Annotated in this window: 16 protein-coding genes; 12 read left to right on the forward strand and 4 right to left on the reverse strand. The window is 68.5% G+C overall.

Annotated features, from left to right (window positions below):
- Positions 1-2,514, forward strand: a complete 2,514-nt coding sequence (gene pheT / locus ACL9RL_RS16555) for a phenylalanine--tRNA ligase subunit beta (RefSeq protein ID WP_422781380.1) — start codon at positions 1-3, stop codon at positions 2,512-2,514.
- 202 nt (positions 2,515-2,716) lie between these two features.
- On the opposite strand, the gene ACL9RL_RS16560 is transcribed toward pheT, so the two are convergent.
- Both ACL9RL_RS16560 and ACL9RL_RS16565 read right to left on the reverse strand, forming a co-directional pair.
- Positions 2,717-4,276, reverse strand: a complete 1,560-nt coding sequence (locus ACL9RL_RS16560; protein WP_422781381.1) for a helix-turn-helix domain-containing protein — start codon at positions 4,274-4,276, stop codon at positions 2,717-2,719.
- Between the two features lie 45 nt (positions 4,277-4,321).
- Positions 4,322-4,954 carry a hypothetical protein gene (locus tag ACL9RL_RS16565; RefSeq protein ID WP_422781382.1) on the reverse strand — a complete coding sequence of 211 codons (633 nt, stop codon included), beginning with the start codon at positions 4,952-4,954 and terminating at the stop codon, positions 4,322-4,324.
- A 151-nt stretch (positions 4,955-5,105) separates the two neighbouring features.
- On the opposite strand from ACL9RL_RS16565, the gene ACL9RL_RS16570 reads away from it, so the two are divergent.
- The 9 genes from ACL9RL_RS16570 (at position 5,106) to ACL9RL_RS16610 (ending at position 14,682) form a co-directional block, all read left to right on the forward strand.
- A complete protein-coding gene (locus ACL9RL_RS16570; RefSeq protein ID WP_422781383.1) occupies positions 5,106-6,305 on the forward strand; it encodes a sensor histidine kinase in 1,200 nt (399 codons plus the stop codon).
- Positions 6,302-7,009, forward strand: coding sequence for a response regulator (locus ACL9RL_RS16575; RefSeq protein WP_422781384.1), 708 nt, complete (start codon positions 6,302-6,304; stop codon positions 7,007-7,009). The genes ACL9RL_RS16570 and ACL9RL_RS16575 overlap by 4 nt, the downstream gene beginning before the upstream one ends.
- Before the next feature lie 209 nt (positions 7,010-7,218).
- Positions 7,219-8,262: an N-acetyl-gamma-glutamyl-phosphate reductase gene (argC, locus tag ACL9RL_RS16580; protein WP_422781385.1), complete on the forward strand. Its 1,044-nt coding sequence runs from the start codon at positions 7,219-7,221 to the stop codon at positions 8,260-8,262.
- Positions 8,259-9,428, forward strand: a complete 1,170-nt coding sequence (argJ, locus tag ACL9RL_RS16585; RefSeq protein WP_422781386.1) for a bifunctional glutamate N-acetyltransferase/amino-acid acetyltransferase ArgJ — start codon at positions 8,259-8,261, stop codon at positions 9,426-9,428. The genes argC and argJ overlap by 4 nt, the downstream gene beginning before the upstream one ends.
- Positions 9,429-9,430: 2 nt before the next feature.
- On the forward strand, positions 9,431-10,342 hold the full coding sequence (argB, locus tag ACL9RL_RS16590; RefSeq protein ID WP_422781387.1) for an acetylglutamate kinase: 912 nt from the start codon (positions 9,431-9,433) through the stop codon (positions 10,340-10,342).
- Positions 10,339-11,523, forward strand: a complete 1,185-nt coding sequence (locus ACL9RL_RS16595; protein WP_422781388.1) for an acetylornithine transaminase — start codon at positions 10,339-10,341, stop codon at positions 11,521-11,523. Before argB ends, ACL9RL_RS16595 begins: the two co-directional genes overlap by 4 nt.
- Before the next feature lie 47 nt (positions 11,524-11,570).
- Positions 11,571-12,500 (forward strand): ornithine carbamoyltransferase, encoded by a 930-nt coding sequence (argF, locus tag ACL9RL_RS16600; protein ID WP_422781389.1) that lies wholly within the window; start codon positions 11,571-11,573, stop codon positions 12,498-12,500.
- Positions 12,501-12,567: 67 nt separating this feature from the next.
- Entirely contained in the window at positions 12,568-14,031 is a 1,464-nt protein-coding gene (gene argH / locus ACL9RL_RS16605) for an argininosuccinate lyase (protein WP_422781390.1), read from the forward strand.
- Positions 14,032-14,064: 33 nt separating this feature from the next.
- Positions 14,065-14,682: a DNA-3-methyladenine glycosylase gene (locus ACL9RL_RS16610; RefSeq protein WP_422781391.1), complete on the forward strand. Its 618-nt coding sequence runs from the start codon at positions 14,065-14,067 to the stop codon at positions 14,680-14,682.
- A 53-nt stretch (positions 14,683-14,735) separates the two neighbouring features.
- Here the strand turns inward: ACL9RL_RS16610 and ACL9RL_RS16615 are convergent, their stop codons facing one another.
- The gene (locus ACL9RL_RS16615) at positions 14,736-15,290 is read right to left on the reverse strand and encodes a hypothetical protein (RefSeq protein ID WP_422781392.1); all 555 of its coding nucleotides are present in this window, start codon (positions 15,288-15,290) and stop codon (positions 14,736-14,738) included.
- Positions 15,287-15,952 (reverse strand): helix-turn-helix domain-containing protein, encoded by a 666-nt coding sequence (locus ACL9RL_RS16620; RefSeq protein ID WP_422781393.1) that lies wholly within the window; start codon positions 15,950-15,952, stop codon positions 15,287-15,289. The genes ACL9RL_RS16615 and ACL9RL_RS16620 overlap by 4 nt, the downstream gene beginning before the upstream one ends.
- A gap of 178 nt (positions 15,953-16,130) precedes the next feature.
- Between ACL9RL_RS16620 and tyrS the strand changes: the two genes are divergently transcribed.
- On the forward strand, positions 16,131-17,447 hold the full coding sequence (gene tyrS / locus ACL9RL_RS16625; RefSeq protein ID WP_422781394.1) for a tyrosine--tRNA ligase: 1,317 nt from the start codon (positions 16,131-16,133) through the stop codon (positions 17,445-17,447).
- Between the two features lie 272 nt (positions 17,448-17,719).
- Entirely contained in the window at positions 17,720-19,270 is a 1,551-nt protein-coding gene (locus ACL9RL_RS16630; protein ID WP_422781395.1) for a PQQ-binding-like beta-propeller repeat protein, read from the forward strand.
- The last annotated feature ends 86 nt before the right edge of the window (positions 19,271-19,356 follow it).

A 19,356-nucleotide genomic window follows, 5' to 3' on the forward strand; every position in this document is an offset into this window, starting at 1 on the left:
GTGCGTGTTCCACTCAGCTGGCTCGGCGAATACGTCGACCTCGCTCCGGGAACCACTCCGGAGGACGTCCACGCGGCGCTCGTCCGCGTCGGACTGGAAGAGGAGGACCTGCACGGCTTCGAGCTGACCGGTCCGATCGTGGTGGGCGAGGTCCTCGAATTCGTCGAGGAACCGCAGTCCAACGGCAAGACCATCCGGTGGTGCCAGGTGCGCGTCGCCGAGGGCGATGCGGAGGACGCCGTCCGCGGCATCGTCTGCGGCGCCGGCAACTTCTTCCCCGGCGACAAGGTCGTTGTGACGCTCCCGGGCGCCGTCCTGCCCGGACCGTTCCCCATTGCCGCACGCAAGACCTACGGGCACGTCTCCGACGGCATGATCGCGTCATCGCGCGAACTCGGCCTCGGCGACGACCACGACGGCATCCTGCGGCTGTCGACCATCGGCGTCGACGCGCCCGTCGGCACCGACGCCATCGCGCTGCTCGGTCTCGACGACACCGCCGTCGAGCTGAACGTCACACCGGACCGCGGCTACGCCTTCTCGATCCGCGGCGTCGCCCGTGAGTACTCGCACGCGACGGGGGCGCCGTTCCGCGACCCCGCATCATCGGTCCCGGACGCGTTCACCGGCGCACTGGAGGGCTTCTCCGTCACGATCGACGACCAGACGCCCATCCGTGGACGCGTCGGCTCGTCGGTCTTCGTGACGCGCGTCGTCCGCGACGTCGACCCGACGCGGCCCACCCCGCCGTGGATGGTCGCGCGTCTCAAACTCGCCGGCATCCGCTCCATCTCGCTCATCGTCGACATCACCAACTACGTGATGCTCGAACTCGGACAGCCGATCCACGGCTACGACCTCGACAAGCTGACCGGTGGCATCACGGTGCGCCGCGCAGTGCACGGCGAGACGATCGTCACACTCGACGAGCAGGAGCGCACGCTCCACGGTGAGGACCTCCTCATCACGGACGGATCTGGTCCCATCGGCCTCGCCGGTGTGATGGGCGGGCAGACGACGGAGATCGGAGCGGACACCCGCAACGTCCTCATCGAGGCTGCGAACTTCGATTCCGTCTCCATCGCGCGCACCGCTCGCCGGCACAAGCTGCCGAGTGAGGCGTCCAAGCGCTTCGAGCGCGGTGTGGACCCGCAGGTCGCCGTCGCGGCGGCCGGCCGTGTCGCCCAGTTGCTCGTCGACCTCGCCGGCGGCACGCCGGACCGTGTCGGCTCCGTCTACACGGCGGCTCCTGATCGCGAACCGATCCTGCTGCCGAACGGGTACGTCACGGGGCTCGTCGGCGTCGAGTTCGGGGCGGAGGAGTCCCGCTCTGCGCTCGCGGAGGTCGGGGGAGTCATCGAAGAGTCCGCGGAGGGACTGCTCGTCACGCCGCCGACCTGGCGTCCCGACATCACCGACAAGTCCGACCTCGCAGAGGAGGTCGCCCGCATCCTCGGCTACGACCGCATCCCTTCCGTGCTGCCCGTCGCGCCCCCCGGCCGTGGACTGACGCGTTCGCAGCGACTGCGGCGCGGAGCCGCGGACGCGCTCGCCTACGCAGGAGCGACCGAGGTGCTCTCGTACCCGTTCGTCACGGCGGAGGCGAACAACCGCTACGGCGCAGCCGATGCTCGAGAGGTTCCGGCGATCAAGCTCGCGAACCCGCTCGACGCCAGGTCGCCGTTCCTGCGGACGTCGTTGCTGCCCGGACTCATCGAGGTCGCGCATCGTAACCTCTCCCGCGGTCTCACGGACCTGCTCATTTCCGAGATCGGGCTGGTCTTCCGCCCGTCGCGCCACGGCGCGTACGGCCAGGAAGACCTTCCTGCCGGCGCGGCGCTTCCGAGCGCAGCGCAGTTGAGCGAGCTGCACGACGGGATCCCGCCGCAGCCGCACCACGTCGCGGTGCTCGCGATCGGCAACAGCACACCGAAGCAGCCGGGTCAGGTGGCGGTCGCCGTCGGCATCGCGGACGCGCTCGACGCGGCCCACGCCATCGCGCGTGCGGTCGGTGTCGAGATCGAGGTGCGTCAGGGGAGCCACCAGGCATTCCACCCCGGCCGGACCGCCGAGCTGCTGGTCGACGGCCAGCATGTCGGTTACGCAGGCGAGCTGCACCCGGCCATCGCCGAGGAAGCCCACCTGCCGCGCGTCGTCGCCGTTGCGGAGCTCGACCTTGCCAGACTCATCGAACTGGGCGACCGTCCGATCGAGGCCGGCACGATCGGCACGTTCCCGGCTGCCACGCAGGATCTGTCGATCGTCGTCCCGGCGGACGTCGCTGCTGCAGACGTCCTCGCGGCTGTTCGCGAGGGCGCCGGTGAGCTGCTCGAGCACATCCAGCTCGTCGACGACTACCGGGGTCAGGGCGTCGCGGACGGCGAGAAGAGCCTCACCTTCGCACTCCGCTTCCGTGCATCGGACCGCACGCTGACGGCCGCGGAGGCGAGCGACGCGAAGCTCGCCGGCGCCGCAGTCGCAGCGGAGCGCTTCGGAGCGGTGCTCCGCGACTGATCGCGCACGCGCGTCCGCGCTGCACGCGGCGAGTCGTCGCAGCACACGAAGAACGGCCCCGAGCAGATGCTCGGGGCCGTTCTCGTCGTGCCGCAGGCGTTGGGCGTTCAACTCAGGAGCACCGCGGCGTGTCGCCGACCGGCAACGGCGTGTCGCGGGCGACGCGCCGGCCGTGTCCTGAATTGCGAACGACCTGATCGGGTCAGTCCCGGAACGTCTCGATCGAGGCGCCGAGCGAGATCAGCCGCTCCTGCAACTGCTCGTAGCCGCGGGCGATGATGTCGACGTTGCGGAGCACGCTCGTGCCCTTCGCCGCGAGCATCGCGAGCAGGATGACGACAGCCGGACGCAGGGCAGGCGGGCAGCTGACCTCGGCGCCGGACCAGTGCGTCGGGCCGGACACGTCGATGCGGTGCGGGTCCCGCAGGCGAACGTTCGCCCCGAGCCGCGTCAGATCCGTGAGGTGGATGGCGCGCCCCTCGTAGACCCAGTCGTGGATGAGGGTATCGCCCTCCGCGCACGCCGCGATCACGGCGAAGAACGGCAGGTTGTCGATGTTGAGGCCGGGGAACGGCATCGGGTGGATCTTGTCGATGGGGGCGTGCAACGCGGACGGGTGCACCGTCACGTCCACGAGCCTCGTCCGGCCGTTCGCCGCCGGGTACTCGGCCGTCCGCGTGTACCGCAGTCCCATCTCGCCGAGCGTTGCCAGCTCGATCTCCATGAACTCGATCGGCACGCGCGTCACGGTGATCTCCGACCCGGTGACGATGCCGGCCGTGAGCAGGCTCATCGCCTCCACCGGGTCCTCGCTCGGCCAGTAGTCGACGTCCTCGTTGATCTCGGATCGGCCCGTGATGCGCAGGGTCGTCGATCCGATGCCCTCGATCGTGATGCCGAGGAGCTCGAGGTAGAAGCAGAGGTCCTGGACCATGTAGTTGGGGCTCGCGTTGCGGATGACGGTCACGCCGTCGCGCACGGCGGCGGCCATGATCGCGTTCTCGGTCACGGTGTCACCGCGTTCGGTGAGCACAACGCTGATCTCGGTGGGGACGTCGGGGGAGACCGTCGCCTGGTACCAGCCGGAGGTGGCCTCGATGGCGAGGCCGAAGGGACGGAGCGCGATGAGGTGCGGCTCGACGGTGCGGGTGCCGAGGTCGCAGCCGCCGGCGTAGGGCAGGGCGAAGGAGTCGTAGCGTCCGAGGAGCGGACCGAGGAACATCAGGACGCTGCGCGTGCGGCGGCCGGCCTCCTCGTCGATCGCATCCAGGGTGAGCTGCTCCGGGACGATGATCTCGACATCGTTGCCGTCCGCCGACCAGGTGACGGCGACGCCCATGCTGCGCAGCACATCGATGATGCGGTCGACCTCGACGATGCGGGCGATGCCGTGGAGTGTTGTGCGCCCGCGGTTCATCAGCGCGGCGCACAGCAGGGCGACGGAGGCGTTCTTGCTGGACCGGACGGCGATCGTGCCGTGCAGCTGCTTGCCACCCTGCACACGGAGGTGCGAGTTCTTCTTCTGCTCGCCGAACGACACGATCTCGGAGTCCAGGGCGGCGCTGATGCGGCTGAGGAGGTCGATGCTGATGTTCTGGCTGCCCTGCTCGATCCGGTTGATCGCGCTCTGACTCGTGCCGACCCGCTCTGCGAGCTGCGCCTGCGTGAACTTGCGGCCCTGCCGGGCGCCTCTGATGAGCGCTCCGACCTGACGGAGGGGTGCTGCGGTGTCGACTCGATCGACCGATGCTGTATCTGCCATATCCGCACTCTATCTCAGATATGAGATAGCGCGCCCCACGATCGGCTACTTTTTCGAAGCGGCATCGACCGATACCCCGTGGGTGGTGTCAACAGGTGTCGCTTTGAAGAACGTCGCGTAGAGCGGGCCTGCGACGAGCCAGACGCCGACGACGAGCGTCAGACGGGACGCGATGCTCCACATCGGATCGCTGTTCGCCTCGTCGAGCGAGGTCGGGAAGCTCCACCCCGAGACCGCTTTCATGATGGCGATGCCGGCCATCGCGATCGCCCAGGCGAGCACGAGGCGTCGCCACTCCGCCCAGGCGTTCCTGACGTACACGGGCCCGGACTTCGGCTTCTTCACTGGCGCGGGGCCGCCCGCGAAACGATGTGCGAACCATCGGTCGGTCTTGGTGATCAGCGCGTGGCCGAACGCGATCGTGAAGCCCAGATACAGTGCGGCGAGCACATGGCTGAAGTTCGGTTCCTGGCCGCCGGCGAGATCGATCGCCGTGAGCGCGATGAGGACGAGGTCCACAACGGGGACACCGATGAGCATGATCGTGCTCAGCCGCCGCTGCCGCAGCAGGTACCGTACCGCAAGCCCGCCGAAGAGCAGGATCCAGAACGCTGCCTCCGCCCCGAGGATCGCCCAGATGAGTGGGCTCGTGCCGAACAGTTCCGTGAATGCGTCCATGATCCGATCCTCCGCTGGCGGCGTGCGCCGCACATCAGCAGTGCGGCCGATTTCGGCGCAGGACCCAGGGACGGCCTCTACGCAGAAGTGCGTAGACCGGGTCGTCCGTTCGTCGCTCGCGCCAGGCGTCGCACGCTGCTTGGATGGAGGCATGGCCTTCTTGACGCGCGTCCGCGGTTTCCTCACCCGGAATCGTGCTCATCTGGTGACGGTCGTCTGCGCGTTGATCTCGCTCATCGGTGTCGTCGGGCAGCTGCGGATCCAGTGGGTCGGTGCGCATCAGGCCGTGCCGATCTGGGTGGGCTTGAGCGTTCTGGCGGCCTTCGTCGTCATCCACCTGTTCCGGGAGCGGCAACCGGAGATGATGCTCATCGCAGGGTTCGCCCTCGCCATCGTGGAAGGGTTCGCAACGGGCAGCTCGAGCCTGGCAGCGCTCATCTTCCTGGGCGACCTGTTCTACGCAGCTGCGCTGTATTCACCGTCGAGGTGGATCGACGTGGCCGGGGTCGCGTTCGCGGTCATCGGCGTCGCCATGAGCATCCTGTTCTCCGTGCGGTGGAACGGGGCGTTCGGTGTCGCGCTTGCGACGATGCCGCTGCTCTACGGCACCTTCGTCTGGTGGGGGAGGGCCGTGCGGGCGCCGCGCCTCGAGGCAGAACGCGAGCGGACGAGGGCCGACGCCATCGAGCGCGCCGCCGACGCGCTGCGCTACGACGCCGTGCTCCAGGAGCGGCTCGGCATCAGCCGGGAACTGCACGATGTCATCGCCGGTCATCTCTCGGCCATCGCGATGCAGTCGAGCGCTTCACTCGAACGCGCCCCGGTCGACGGTGAGCGGATGCGCAGGAGCATGGAGGCGATCAGGCAGAGCAGCATCGATGCGCTCGCCGACATGCGGGTGATGATCGACGTGCTCAGGACGGAGCGGAGTGCACCGGGATCATTGCATGATCTCGACCGTACGGTCGCAGTCGCGCGGGCGAACGGCCTCACCGTCCGCCTCGACGTGCCGGAGCAGGGATCGTTGTCCGAACTCTCGGCGGAGTCGTCGCTCGTCGCGTACCGGGTGCTGTCCGAATCGCTCACGAACGTCGCGAAGCACGCACCGGGCGCCACGGTCGACGTCGCCATCCACATCGACCGCACGATGCTGCGGGTCACCGTCGCCAATCCGGTCGCCCAAACCAGGCGGAACCGTCCGACCGGGTTCTCCGGCGGTGTCGGCCTCATCGGCCTCGCCGAGCGCGCTCGCCTCGCCGGGGGTGCGCTCCGCGCCGGTCTCGACGACGGGCGCTGGGTCGTCCACGCCGACATCCCACTCACCCACGACCGGGCGGAGGCCGCCGCATGACCATCAGACTGCTCCTCGCCGACGACCACTCCGCCGTCCGCGCCGGGCTCCGGGTGCTCCTCGACGACGCCGACGACATCGAGATCGTCGGCGAGGCAGGCAACGGGGTCGAGGCCGTCGAACTCGCGGAGGTGCTTCGTCCTGACGTTGTGCTGATGGACGTGCAGATGCCGCGGATGACGGGCGTCGAGGCCACATCGGCCATCGTCTCCGGTGACGACCCTCCGCGGGTCATCGTGCTCACGACGTTCGCGATCGATCAGTACGTCGATGAAGCGCTCGCCGCCGGTGCAAGCGCGTTCCTGTTGAAGACGGTGTCGTCCGGCGCGCTCGTCGATGCCATCAGACGGGTGCACGACGGCGAGGCCGTCCTGGCGCCCGAGGTCACCAGGCGGGTGATCGACCGTCTGACCGCTGCGCCGAGCGCACACCAGCCAGCGGCGCGGGAGCCGCTTGCAGCGCAGACCGCACGCTTCCCCGGGCTCGACGACCTCACGCCGCGGGAGCGCGAGGTGCTCGCGCTCGTCGGTGACGGTCTCAGCAACGCGGACGTCGCGAAGTCGCTCGTCCTGTCGGAGGCGACCGCGCGGACGCACGTCTCGCGGGTGCTCGCGAAGCTCGGGGTCGCATCGCGGGTGCAGGCGGCGATCATCGCCCATCGTGCCGGGGTCGTTCGCGATTCGCCCGCGCAGCCTCCGGCGTAGTACGATCACGCCATGGCACGTTTCCAGGTTCAGGGTTCTTCGCGGGCGCTTCAGCTCCGCGCCCTCCGCCGTGACGTCCAGGCCCGCGCTTCGCGCGCTACCGCAGAGCGACGATAGGCGACCCCGAACCCCGACACGTGCAGGACACGTCGGGATCACAACGGGAGTCGCCGGATCCACCATCGTCGTCCACTCAATAAGGTAGAGCCATGTCTTTCTCTGTAGCTGTGGCCGGAGCATCCGGCTACGCGGGAGGCGAGCTGCTGCGGCTGCTCGCCGAGCACCCCGACTTCGAGGTGCGGACGGTGACCGCGAACGCCAACGCCGGTCAGCCCCTCATCGCCGTCCAACCGCACCTGCGGTCCCTCCGTCACCTGACGCTCAGCCCGACGACGCCTGACGTGCTCGCGGGACACGACGTCGTCTTCTTCGCGCTGCCGCACGGCATGTCCGGCGAGTACACCGATGCGCTCCCGCCCGAAACGCTCGTGATCGACTGCGGCGCGGACCACCGGTTGACTGATGAAGCCGATTGGGCCGCGTTCTACGGCGGCGACTACTACGGCGCCTGGACCTACGGGGTCCCGGAGCTGCAGACGGGTGCCGGACGGGGACGCGATGCGATCGCCACGTCGAAGCGGATCGCCGCCCCCGGATGCAACGCGAGCACGGTCGCGCTCTCACTCGCACCCGGGATCGCAGCTGGTGTCATCGAACCGCTCGACATCGTCACGGTCCTGGCGGTCGGCCCGTCCGGCGCAGGCAAGAGCCTCAAGGTCAACCTGCTCGCGAGTGAGATCCTCGGTTCGGCGAACCCGTACGCCGTCGGCGGTTCGCATCGGCACATCCCCGAGATCGCCCAGGGCCTGCGGGCGGCCGGCGCGGATCGGGTGACGCTGTCGTTCACGCCGGTCATCGTGCCGATGTCGCGTGGCATCCTCGCGACGTCCACTGCGCGCATCGTCCCCGGCACGACGCCGGAGCAGATCCGCGCGGCCTGGGAGGACGCATACGGTGACGAACCGTTCGTGCAGCTCCTGCCGGCCGGCAGTTTCCCGCGGACCGCGGACGTGCTCGGCGCGAACACCGCACTCATGGGCATCGCCGTCGACGAGGCGGCGGGACGGGTCGTCGTTGTGACGGCCGTCGACAATCTCGTCAAGGGGACCGCCGGAGCGGCGATCCAATCTGCGAACATCGCGCTCGGGCTGCCCGAGACGACCGGACTGAGTGTGAATGGAGTGGCACCGTGAGTGTGACAGCAGCAGCAGGATTCGTTGCGGCAGGCGTCGAGTGCGGGCTCAAACAGTCCGGCGGTCTCGACCTCGCGGTGGTGCAGAACGTCGGTCCGTTGCAGAATGCTGCGACGGTCTTCACGAGCAACCGGTGCAAGGCCAACCCCGTCCTGTGGAGTGAGCAGGTCATGGCCGACGGGATCGTCTCGGCGATCGTCCTGAACTCGGGTGGCGCGAACTGCTACACTGGCGCGATCGGCTTCCAGACGACGCACGAGACGGCGGAGTCCGTCGCAGAACGCCTCGACATCTCGGCCGGCGACGTGCTCGTCTGTTCGACGGGGCTCATCGGCGACCAGCTCGACCTCGACAAGCTCAAGGCAGGCGTCTGGGACGCTACCCGCTCGGTCGGGGAAGACGGTTCGAGCGAAGCGGCCGGACTCGCGGCGGCGCGGGCCATCATGACGACCGACACGAAGCCGAAGCAGGCGACGCATCGTTCGGCGGCCGGCTGGACCGTCGGCGGCATGGCCAAGGGCGCCGGAATGCTCGCACCTGGGCTCGCCACGATGCTCGTCGTCATCACGACCGACGCCGTCCTCACCTCCGCCGAGCTCGATGCGGCGCTCCGCCGGGCGACCAGGGTCACCTTCGACCGCCTGGACTCGGACGGATGTATGTCGACCAACGACACAGTCGCCCTGCTCGGCTCCGGCGCGAGTGGCGTCGAACCGAGCGTCGACGAGTTCGCAGCGGCGCTCACCGAGGTCTGCCAGGACCTCACGCTGCAGTTGCAGGCGGACGCGGAGGGCGCATCGCACGACATCGCCATCGAGGTCGTCAACGCCGTCTCGGAGCAGGATGCCGTCGACGTCGCCCGCGCCGTCTCGCGCAGCAACCTCTTCAAGGCCGCGATCTTCGGCAACGACCCCAACTGGGGCCGGGTGCTCGCGGCGGTCGGGACGACCTCGGCGGAGTTCGAACCGTACGGCATCGACGTCGCGATTAACGGTGTGCAGGTCTGCACCGCCGGGGAGCCGGACCAGCCGCGCGAGCTCGTCGATCTGCAGCCGCGAGCCGTCCACATCCTGATCGATCTGCACGCCGGAGCCGAGCGGGCGACCATCTGGACGAACGACCTCACGCACGACTACGTGCATGAGAACAGCGCGTACTCGAGCTGATCATGACGGAGTATCGCGAGAATTCCCCTGAGGAGGCCGCCACCAAGGCGGAGACCCTCATCGAATCGTTGCCGTGGTTGAAAGCGTTCCACGACCAGATCATCGTGGTGAAGTTCGGCGGCAACGCGATGGTGAGCCCGGAGCTCGCCGAGGCGTTCGCCGAGGACATGGTCTACCTGCGCTACGCGGGACTGCGCCCCGTGGTCGTCCACGGCGGCGGTCCGCAGATCTCGGCGATGCTCGAACGACTCGACATCCACAGCGAGTTCCGCGGCGGATACCGGGTGACGACTCCTGAGGCGATGAACGTCGTGCGGATGGTGCTCACCGGTCAGGTCAACCCTGAGCTGGTCGGGCGGATCAACGAGCACGGCCCGCTCGCAGCAGGCATCTCCGGTGAGGACGCCGGCCTGTTCGGCGCCGTCCGTCGCGCCGCACTCGTCGACGGTGAACCGGTGGACATCGGGCTCGTCGGCGACGTGGTCTCCGTCGACCCGAGCTCCGTTCAGGCATACATCGACGCCGGCAACATCCCGGTCGTCTCCTCCATCGCGCCCGACCTCGACCACCCGGGGCAGTCGCTCAACGTCAATGCCGATGCGGCTGCCGCTGCGCTCGCCGTTGCGCTCGGCGCCGCGAAGCTCGTCATCCTGACCGATGTCGCCGGACTCTACAGCGACTGGCCGAACCAGGACTCGCTCGTGTCGCAGATCACCACCACGGAACTGCGCGAGCTGCTGCCCTCGCTCGAATCGGGCATGATCCCGAAGATGAGCGCGTGCCTCGACGCGGTCGACGGCGGTGTCGCGAAGGCGGCGATCATCGACGGTCGCGTCCCACACTCCATCCTGCTCGAGGTGTTCACTCAGAACGGCTCTGGCACCGAGGTCGTCCCGGAAGGATCACCCGCATGACTGACTGGCGGACTCGTGTCGAACGCGACATGATGCGCACCTTCAACACCCCGCTCGCGATGCTGACGCGCGGCGAGGGCTGCCACGTCTGGGACGCCGACGGGAACCGATACCTCGACTTCCTCGCCGGCATCGCGGTCAACTCGCTCGGCCACGCCCACCCGGCGTTCGTCGGCGCGATCACGAGGCAGGCCGGCACGATCGCGCACGTGTCGAACTACTTCTCAAGCCCGCCACAGCTGGAACTGGCCGAGCGCCTCAAGCGACTCGCCGGTGCCGGCGAAGGCGGACGGGTGTACTTCGCGAACTCCGGAGCAGAGGCGAACGAGGCGGCGATGAAACTCGCACGTCTGAACCGCGGAGATGGAACGCGCACGCGCATCATCACGCTGGAGAACTCCTTCCACGGCCGCACGATGGGGGCGCTCGCCCTCACAGGCAAGCCAGCGCTGCAGGAGGCGTTCCACCCCCTCCCCGGTGGTGTGGAGCACATCGAGACCACGATCGAAGCGTTGGAGCGGACGATCGACGCCACCGTCGCTGCGTTCTTCGTCGAGCCGATCAAGGGCGAGGCCGGGGTGCTCGACCTTCCAGAGGGCTACCTGCAGCGTGCGCGCGAGCTGACCGAGGAGCACGGTGTGCTGCTCATCATCGATGAGATCCAGACCGGTGCCGGCCGCACCGGCGAGTGGTTCGGCTTCCAGCACGCGGGGATCGTTCCGGACGCGATCACGGTGGCGAAGGGCATCGGCGGCGGCATGCCGATCGGTGCGCTCATCACCTTCGGTGACGCTTCGGAGTTGTTCGGGCCCGGGCAGCACGGCAGCACCTTCGGCGGCAATCCGCTCGCGACGGCGACCGCGAACGCGGTGCTCGAAGAGATCGAGCGTGCCGGGCTCCTGGAGAACGCCACGAAGCGCGGCGCAGAGATCAGCGACTTCCTGCGTTCGCTCGACACCGATCTCATCGAGGGCGTCCGCGGTCAGGGCCTGCTCATCGGCGTGGCCCTGAGCAAGCCCATCGCGGCTGAGATCTCCGCAGCGGCGCTCGCGCACGGGCTCATCATCAACGCCCCGAACGCGACGAGCCTCCGCATCGCGCCGCCGCTCATCATCGGCGACGCCGAGATCGAGGAGTTCACCGGACTCTTCCGAGCGGCTCTCGCAGCAGTCGACGCCTGACGGCACACCACCACGACAGACATCTCCGACGAACGGACAGCAACGACATGACCCGCCACTTCCTCCGCGACGACGACCTCAGCCCGGCCGAGCAGGCGCAGATCCTCGATCTCGCCGCAGAGCTCAAGCGAGACCGCTTCTCCCGGAAGCCGCTCGCCGGTCCGCAGACCGTCGCCGTCATCTTCGACAAGTCCTCGACCAGGACGCGCGTCTCGTTCGCCGTCGGCATCGCGGACCTGGGCGGTTCGCCGCTCATCATCTCGACCGCGAGCAGCCAGCTCGGCGGCAAGGAGACCGCGGCCGACACCGCGCGCGTGCTCGAACGCCAGGTCGCCGCGATCGTGTGGCGCACGTACGCGCAGTCTGGGCTCGAAGAGATCTCGGCCGGTACGACCGTTCCCGTGGTGAACGCGCTGTCCGACGACTTCCACCCCTGCCAGCTCCTCGCCGATCTGCTCACGATCCGTGAGCACAAGGGCGAGCTCGCCGGCCTGACGCTGTCGTTCTTCGGTGATGGCGCGAGCAACATGGGCCACTCCTACCTCCTCGCAGGCGTGACGGCCGGCATGCACGTGCGGATCGCTGCTCCGGCCGACTTCTCGCCGGCGCAGCACGTCGTCACCGATGCGATCGCGATCGCTGCGGAGACGGGCGGCTCCGTCACGATCACAACGGACCCTGCGGAAGCAGCTGCCGGCTCCGACGTGATGATCACCGACACCTGGGTCTCGATGGGCAAGGAGGACGAGAAGGCTGCACGCGTCGCGACCTTCGGCTCCTACCGGGTCGACCGTGCCCTGATGAGCCTCGCGAAGGACGACGCGGTGTTTATGCACTGCCTCCCTGCCGACCGCGGGTTCGAGGTCGAGGCCGAGGTCATCGACGGCCCGCAGAGCATCATCTGGGACGAGGCGGAGAACCGGCTGCACGCGCAGAAGGCGCTCCTCGTCTGGCTGCTCGAGCAGAACGCGGCCTGACCACCCGCAGCAAACCCGGTGTGCGGACGACGTGCACCCACCATCGTTTCCAGATCAGGAGAATCCAGTGGCCGACCACAATCCAGCGTCTGACCAGAATCCAGCGGCGCAGCAGAACCGAGCCGGAGAATCCGGCGCCCTCTGGGGCGGCCGGTTCACGACCGGGCCGTCCCCGGAGCTCGCGCGGCTGAGCAAGTCGACGCAGTTCGACTGGGTGCTTGCCGGATACGACATCGCCGGCTCCCGTGCGCACGCCAAGGCGCTCGCCTCTGCCGGGTACCTGGACGACGCGGAGCTCGCCGGGATGCTGCGCGCGCTCGACGTCCTCGACGCCGACGTCGCAAGCGGCGCGTTCGTCGCAGCGGAGGACGACGAGGATGTGCACTCGGCGCTCGAACGCGGGCTCGTCGAGCGCGCCGGCAAGGAACTGGGCGGCAAGCTGCGCGCCGGTCGGAGCCGCAACGACCAGATCGCGACGCTCGTCCGTCTGTACCTGATCGACAACGGCCGGGCCATCGCGCGGCAGGTCGTGGACCTCATCGATGCGATCGTCTCGCAGGCGGAAGCCCACCCGACCGCGGTGATGCCCGGGCGCACGCACCTGCAGCACGCGCAGCCGGTGCTCCTCGCGCACCACCTGCTCGCGCACGCCTGGCCGCTCACGCGGGATCTGGAGCGTCTGCGCGACTGGCTGGCCCGCGCGAGCGCTTCTCCCTACGGCTCCGGTGCACTCGCCGGCAGCTCGCTCGGCCTCGACCCGGTGCTCGTCGCTTCGGAGCTCGGCCTCGACCGTCCGACCGAGAACTCGATCGACGCGACCGCGAGCCGCGACGTCGTCGCCGAATTCGCATTCATCACCTCGCTCATCGGCATCAACCTCTCCCGGTTCGCCGAGGAGATCGTCCTGTGGAACACGCGGGAGTTCGGCTTCGTGACGCTGCACGACGGGTACTCGACGGGTTCGAGCATCATGCCTCAGAAGAAGAACCCGGACATCGCCGAACTCGCCCGCGGGAAGTCCGGGCGTCTGATCGGCAACCTGTCCGGCCTCCTCGCGACGCTCAAGGGCCTCCCGCTCGCGTACAACCGCGACCTGCAGGAGGACAAGGAGCCGGTCTTCGACTCGGTCGAGACGCTCGAGGTGCTGTTGCCGGCGTTCACCGGCATGGTCGCGACGCTCTCGTTCGACACCGACCGGATGCGCTCGCTCGCACCGCAGGGCTTCTCGCTCGCGACCGATGTTGCCGAGTGGCTCGTCAAGCAGGGCGTTGCGTTCCGCGACGCGCACGAGATCAGCGGTTCGCTCGTGCGGTACTGCGAGGAGCGCGGGCTCGACCTGCACGAGCCGGACGATGCGGCGTTGGCCTCGGTCTCCGAGCACCTCACGCCGGCCGTTCGCAGTGTGCTCACGGTCGACGGCTCGATCGGCAGCCGCCTCGGCGCAGGCGGGACGGCGCCCGAGCGCGTCGCGGACCAGCTGCGCACGATGGTGACGCGCGTCGGTGAGCTGAACCTCGCCCTCGGCCTCTGATCAGGACGCTCTGCCGTCCAGTTCGGTGACACGATGACGTCCAGGGGAGCGTTGCGCAGGTTGACGGCCGGATCGGCCGTCGACGTCGGACCGCGCCTCCTCGGGGCGATCGTCGAGCATCGTACGGAGGAAGGCGTCGTCGCGGTCCGGATCACCGAGGTCGAGGCCTACCTGGGCACGGGGGAGGACCCCGGCTCGCACGCCCACCGCGGTGAGACGCCTCGGACGGTGCCGATGTTCGGTCCGCCCGGCCATCTCTACTGCTATTTCACCTACGGCATGCACACGTGCATGAACGTCGTGTGTTCGCCGAAGGGTGAGGCGTCTGCGGTGCTGTTGCGCGCCGGCGAGGTCGTGGACGGCATCGATCTCGCCCGTCTGCGGCGTGGTCCTCGGGCTGTGGACCGTGACCTCGCGCGCGGCCCGGCGCGGCTGGTCGTCGCACTCGGTGTCTCACTCGGCCAAACCGGTGCAGATCTCGAAGCCGAGCCGTTCGCGATCACGCTTCCGTCTGAACCTCTTCCGTTCGCCAGCGGGCCGCGTACCGGCGTGAGCGGCCCGGGCGGCGGCGTCGCGTTCCCGTGGCGGTTCTGGTTGCCGGGCGAGCGGAGCGTCTCACCGTACAAGCGGCACCCGAAGTCGGACGACTGATCCTGACGCCGATCCCACGGAGACGGATCAGCGCGTGGACGTTCGGCTGGGACTCAGGCGCGGGCGAGCAGCACGATGGCGGCTGCGCCGCATGCCCACAGCAGGCTGGCGAGGCTGCCGATGATGAACCGCTCGCGCGCTTCGGCCGAATCGAGTTCGGTGAACCGCCCGACGCCCTTGATGGCGACGAGGACCGCGATGGCTTCCGGGTACCCCGCGAACAGTGCGGCCACAACGGCGATGCGTTCCAGTACACCGATCGTGGTGCCGCCGCGGAGCACCTCCTTGCTCTGCACGATGATGCCGCCGTGCTGCCCGTCGACGCTGCCGCGACTCGCGAGGGCGAGCACGGTCGACGCCGCTGGTCCGCCGCCGACGACGGCGACGACGAGCGCCAGGAATCCGAGCACGGTGATGCTCCCTCCGGCCGCCGGGGCGTTCGACCCGAGGAGGAGGACGATGCTCGCGAGGGTCATGCCGGCCGTCAGCGCGACGAACACCCGCGCCCGGCTCACCCAGCTGAGCACGGAGAACAGCATGGCGCTTCCGGTGAAGCCGATGGCGCTCATCCAGAAGTCGGCGCTCGCAGCCGCGGGGAAGATGTTCATCGAGGTCCTGCTCCCGTTCTCTCGTCCAGCTGTTCCAGCAGTCTGACAGCGGCCTCCGACGCGGACTGTTCCGCCCGGACTCCCGCAGCGCTGACCCTCCGGCTGACCGAGCTCTCACTCAGCCCGAGCTGTTCGGCGATCTCCGTCTGGGTGGTGCCTTCGGCGAGCAGATCCGCGACCTGCCAACCTCCTGCGGTCCGTCGCTGGCGCAGCATGAGGATGAGGACGAGGAAAGCCTCGATGTCCTCGCCCGACTGGGCTGTCGCCCGGTGGTCCTGATGGTTCCCGGGTTCCACGGGCTCCGCGGGTGTTTCGGACGAGGCGGTGAAGGCGAATCGTGTTGGTGCCTTCTTGGCTCGTTCGACGGCGTCGCGTGCCGCATAGAACGCCGGTCCGGTCGCGACCCTGGTCTCTGCCGGGAGCGGGGTGCGGATCGCTCCCTGGCCGAGGCCGACGCTCCAGGCGCCGTCGCGGGTGAGTTCGAGGGCGAGGGCGATCGCGGTGGCGGCGTCGGCGGTGATGACCTGGATCTCGTCGCCGGCGGTGCGATCGGCCGGGAGGGCGAGCTGGTCTGCGTGCCGTTCGTGGATGGCGGCGAGCGCTTGCCCGGCGAGATCCTCGGTCGTGCGGCTGGCGACCTGGTCGGCGATGATGACGAACACAGTGCTCCTTGCGTGCGGTTCTCCCTCACCCTACGCCAACCGCGCGAAACGTGCAGTAATTTCTGCAACTCTTCAAACTTGCATAAATTTCGACAACTCCAACGTCTTGTCGCCAGAAGGACAAGTTGCCGAGAGTGTGGGCCGGTCGCCCAGTGGACGCGCTGGTACTGTTGCAACCGTGTCGAACCTCGCTCTTTCCGCCCAGCACAACGATCCAGCCTTCGAAGACGTCTGGGAAGAACTCGTCTGGCGCGGCCTCGTGCACGTGTCCACCGATGCAGCGGAGCTGAAGGAGCTCCTGGCCGGTCCGCCCATCACGTACTACTGCGGGTTCGACCCCACCGCACCGAGCCTGCACCTCGGCAACCTGGTGCAGATCCTGCTCCTGCGCCGGCTGCAGCTCGCCGGACACAAGCCGCTCGGCCTCGTCGGCGGCTCGACGGGTCTCATCGGCGACCCGCGCCCGAGCGCGGAGCGCACGCTGAACACCAAGGACACCGTTGCGGAGTGGGTCGGCTACCTGAGCGCCCAGGTGCAGCGCTTCCTGAGCTTCGAGGGCGAGAACGCCGCTCGGATGGTCAACAACCTCGACTGGACGGCCCCGCTGTCCGCCATCGACTTCCTGCGTGAGATCGGCAAGCACTACCGGGTCGGCACGATGCTGAAGAAGGACGCCGTCAGCGCGCGTCTGAACTCCGACGCCGGCATCAGCTACACCGAGTTCAGCTACCAGATCCTCCAGGGACTCGACTACCTCGAGCTCTACCGGACCTACGGATGCGTGTTGCAGACCGGTGGCAGCGACCAGTGGGGCAACCTCACAAGCGGAACGGACCTCATCCACCGGGTGGAGCGGGGGAGCGCGCACGCCATCGGCACGCCGCTCATCACCAACTCGGACGGCACGAAGTTCGGCAAGAGCGAGGGCAACGCCATCTGGCTCGATCCTGAGATGACGAGCCCCTACGCGTTCTACCAGTTCTGGCTCAACACCGATGACGCCGACGTCGTCGAGCGCCTCAAGATCTTCACCTTCTTCGATCGCGCGGAGATCGAGCGCCTGGCCGAGGCCACGGCGACCGAACCGTTCAAGCGCGAGGCCCAGCGCACGCTGGCATACGCGGTGACGTCGCTCGTCCACGGCGATGATGCGACCGACGCGGTCGTCGCGGCGTCCCAGGCGCTCTTCGGGCAGGGCGATCTCGCATCGCTCGATCAGAAGACACTGCGGCAGGCGATTCTGGAACTCCCGCACACAAGTGCCGGCGCCGGGACGACCGTCGTCCAGACGCTCGTCGACACCGGACTCACCGGCAGCCTCAGCGACGCCAGGCGCGCGATCGCCCAGGGCGGGGTCTCGGTCAACAACGTCAAGATCGAGGATGCGGACGCCGTGCTCGACGGTCGCTTCCTCGACGGCGGCATCGCGGTGCTCCGCAGGGGCAAACGATCGCTGGCCGGTGTGCTCGCCGCCGAAGCGGAACCGGCGAGCTGATTCCGGACGAGTCGGCACAGGGGAGGTCGCTCCAGATGCAGTTGTGTGCGGTCTGCGGCACTGAGATCACCGATGCGCGCGCGGGCGTCTGCCCGAGCTGCGGATCGATGGTCGCCCCGGCCGAGGTGCCGGCGGAGCCAACCGCGTCCGACGTCGTCACTCCCGAACCGGGAGCAGTAGAGTCCGAACCGGCGGCTGTCGAGGTCGAACCTGTAGCTGCTGAGTCTGAACCGACACCAGCCGAGTCTGAACCGACAGCAGCCGCGGCGCCCGTGCCGCAATCGGATGCCGTGCCGGTCATCGAACCGTCCGGTGTCCAGACGCCGGTATCCGCTCCTGCTCCGCCGACCGTGCCGACCGCACCGGTCGAGCCGACGCAGACGATCGTCACTGGCGCCATCGCGGCCGTTCACGCGAACGGTCCGTCCCTCCAGTGGCACCCCGATTCGCTGCCGAAGGCGAAGGCCCCCCGCTCCAGGCGCACCTTCTGGCTCATCGCCGGTGGGATCGCGCTCGCGGTCATCGCCGCAATCGTCGCGATCATGCTCGTGGTGAGTTCGCTCAGCTTCACCCGCGTCGAGGGCGTTGTGCTCCTCCGTGACCTGTCGGCCAAGCCGACGGTTGGTGGATGGCAGCTCGACAACCCGCTGGTGGACGAGGTCCCGCGCGGTTCGAGCGTCTACGTCAACGGGTACACCGCCGGCGAGGAGTCGGCGCTCTTCGTGTGGTCGGCTGATCGTCCGAGCGGTGCGACGGACACTGCGTCCGCCCACCCCGCGGGGGAGACCGTCATCGGGCTCGTCGACACGGTCACCGGACATGAACTCTGGACCCGTCAGGTGACGGAACTCTCGGCGGACTTCGCCCCGTATGACACCCCGGTCGTCGTCTCTCCGCCGAACTCGGTCGACATCGTCGTCAGCCAGGGCGATGTGATGGTGTCCCTCGCGAGAAGCAACGGTCGCGTCGTCTCGAGTTCGACGGCGCACTCGAGTGTGGAAGGTCTCGGGTTCCCCGATTTCGCAGCGCCGGCGAGTTTCGCGCCGGCCCTCGGCGGCGACCTCCTCATCACTTCGACGCGTGATGGCGTCGGGACGGTCGGACGCTATTCGTCCACCGATCTCGAGCGACCGCTCTGGGAAGTGACGGGATCCCCGGCCGAACGCCCGGTCGTCGCCGGAGACAAGCTGTTCTACGACGGCACGGTGTATGCGCTCTCGACCGGGAAGGCCGTGGACTGGAAGGGCGATCTCGACTGGTACTACCAGGAGGTCGGCACCCAGCTCATCGCGATCGACTATTCCGGCAACGAGAGGACGGCTCACGGCATCGATGCCCGCACCGGCGAAACGACCTGGACGGTCAAGCAGGCGCTGCCCGTGGTGATCGACGCATCTGGGCTGCTCGTTGTGGCCGATCAGTCCGGGGGAGACGTTCGCCGTCTCGACCCGTCGAACGGATCGATCGAGTGGCGCAGCGATGTGACGAGCACGTGGACAGGCGCATACACGGTTGGCGGGATGATCATGCTCTCCGACGGGGACAACGGATACACCGGGATCGATGCGGACTCCGGGCGGAAGCAGTACACCTCCTCTGCCGCCGATGGAAGCCTCATCGGATTCAGCGACAGCACGCTCTTCCTCACCCTGGACGATCGACTCGTCGCCTACGACGCGCAGACAGGGAAACGGCTCTGGCGAGTGAGCGCTCCCGGCGACGAGTACGGGTTCGCGGCCTGGGGAGGGGCGCCGATGGCAGTCGCCGCCCAACAGTCGGCGCATTCCACGAAGCCCGCGGTACTGGGCGTCGGAGCCGACTGAACCGCGGATCCGCGTGTTTCCGGGCGACACGCCCGGGCTGCGTGCGGGATTTGCGGGGTATGCGGGATCCACGTAAAGTAATCACT

It is taken from the genome of Plantibacter sp. Mn2098 (assembly GCF_049319745.1).
Classification (GTDB): domain Bacteria; phylum Actinomycetota; class Actinomycetes; order Actinomycetales; family Microbacteriaceae; genus Plantibacter.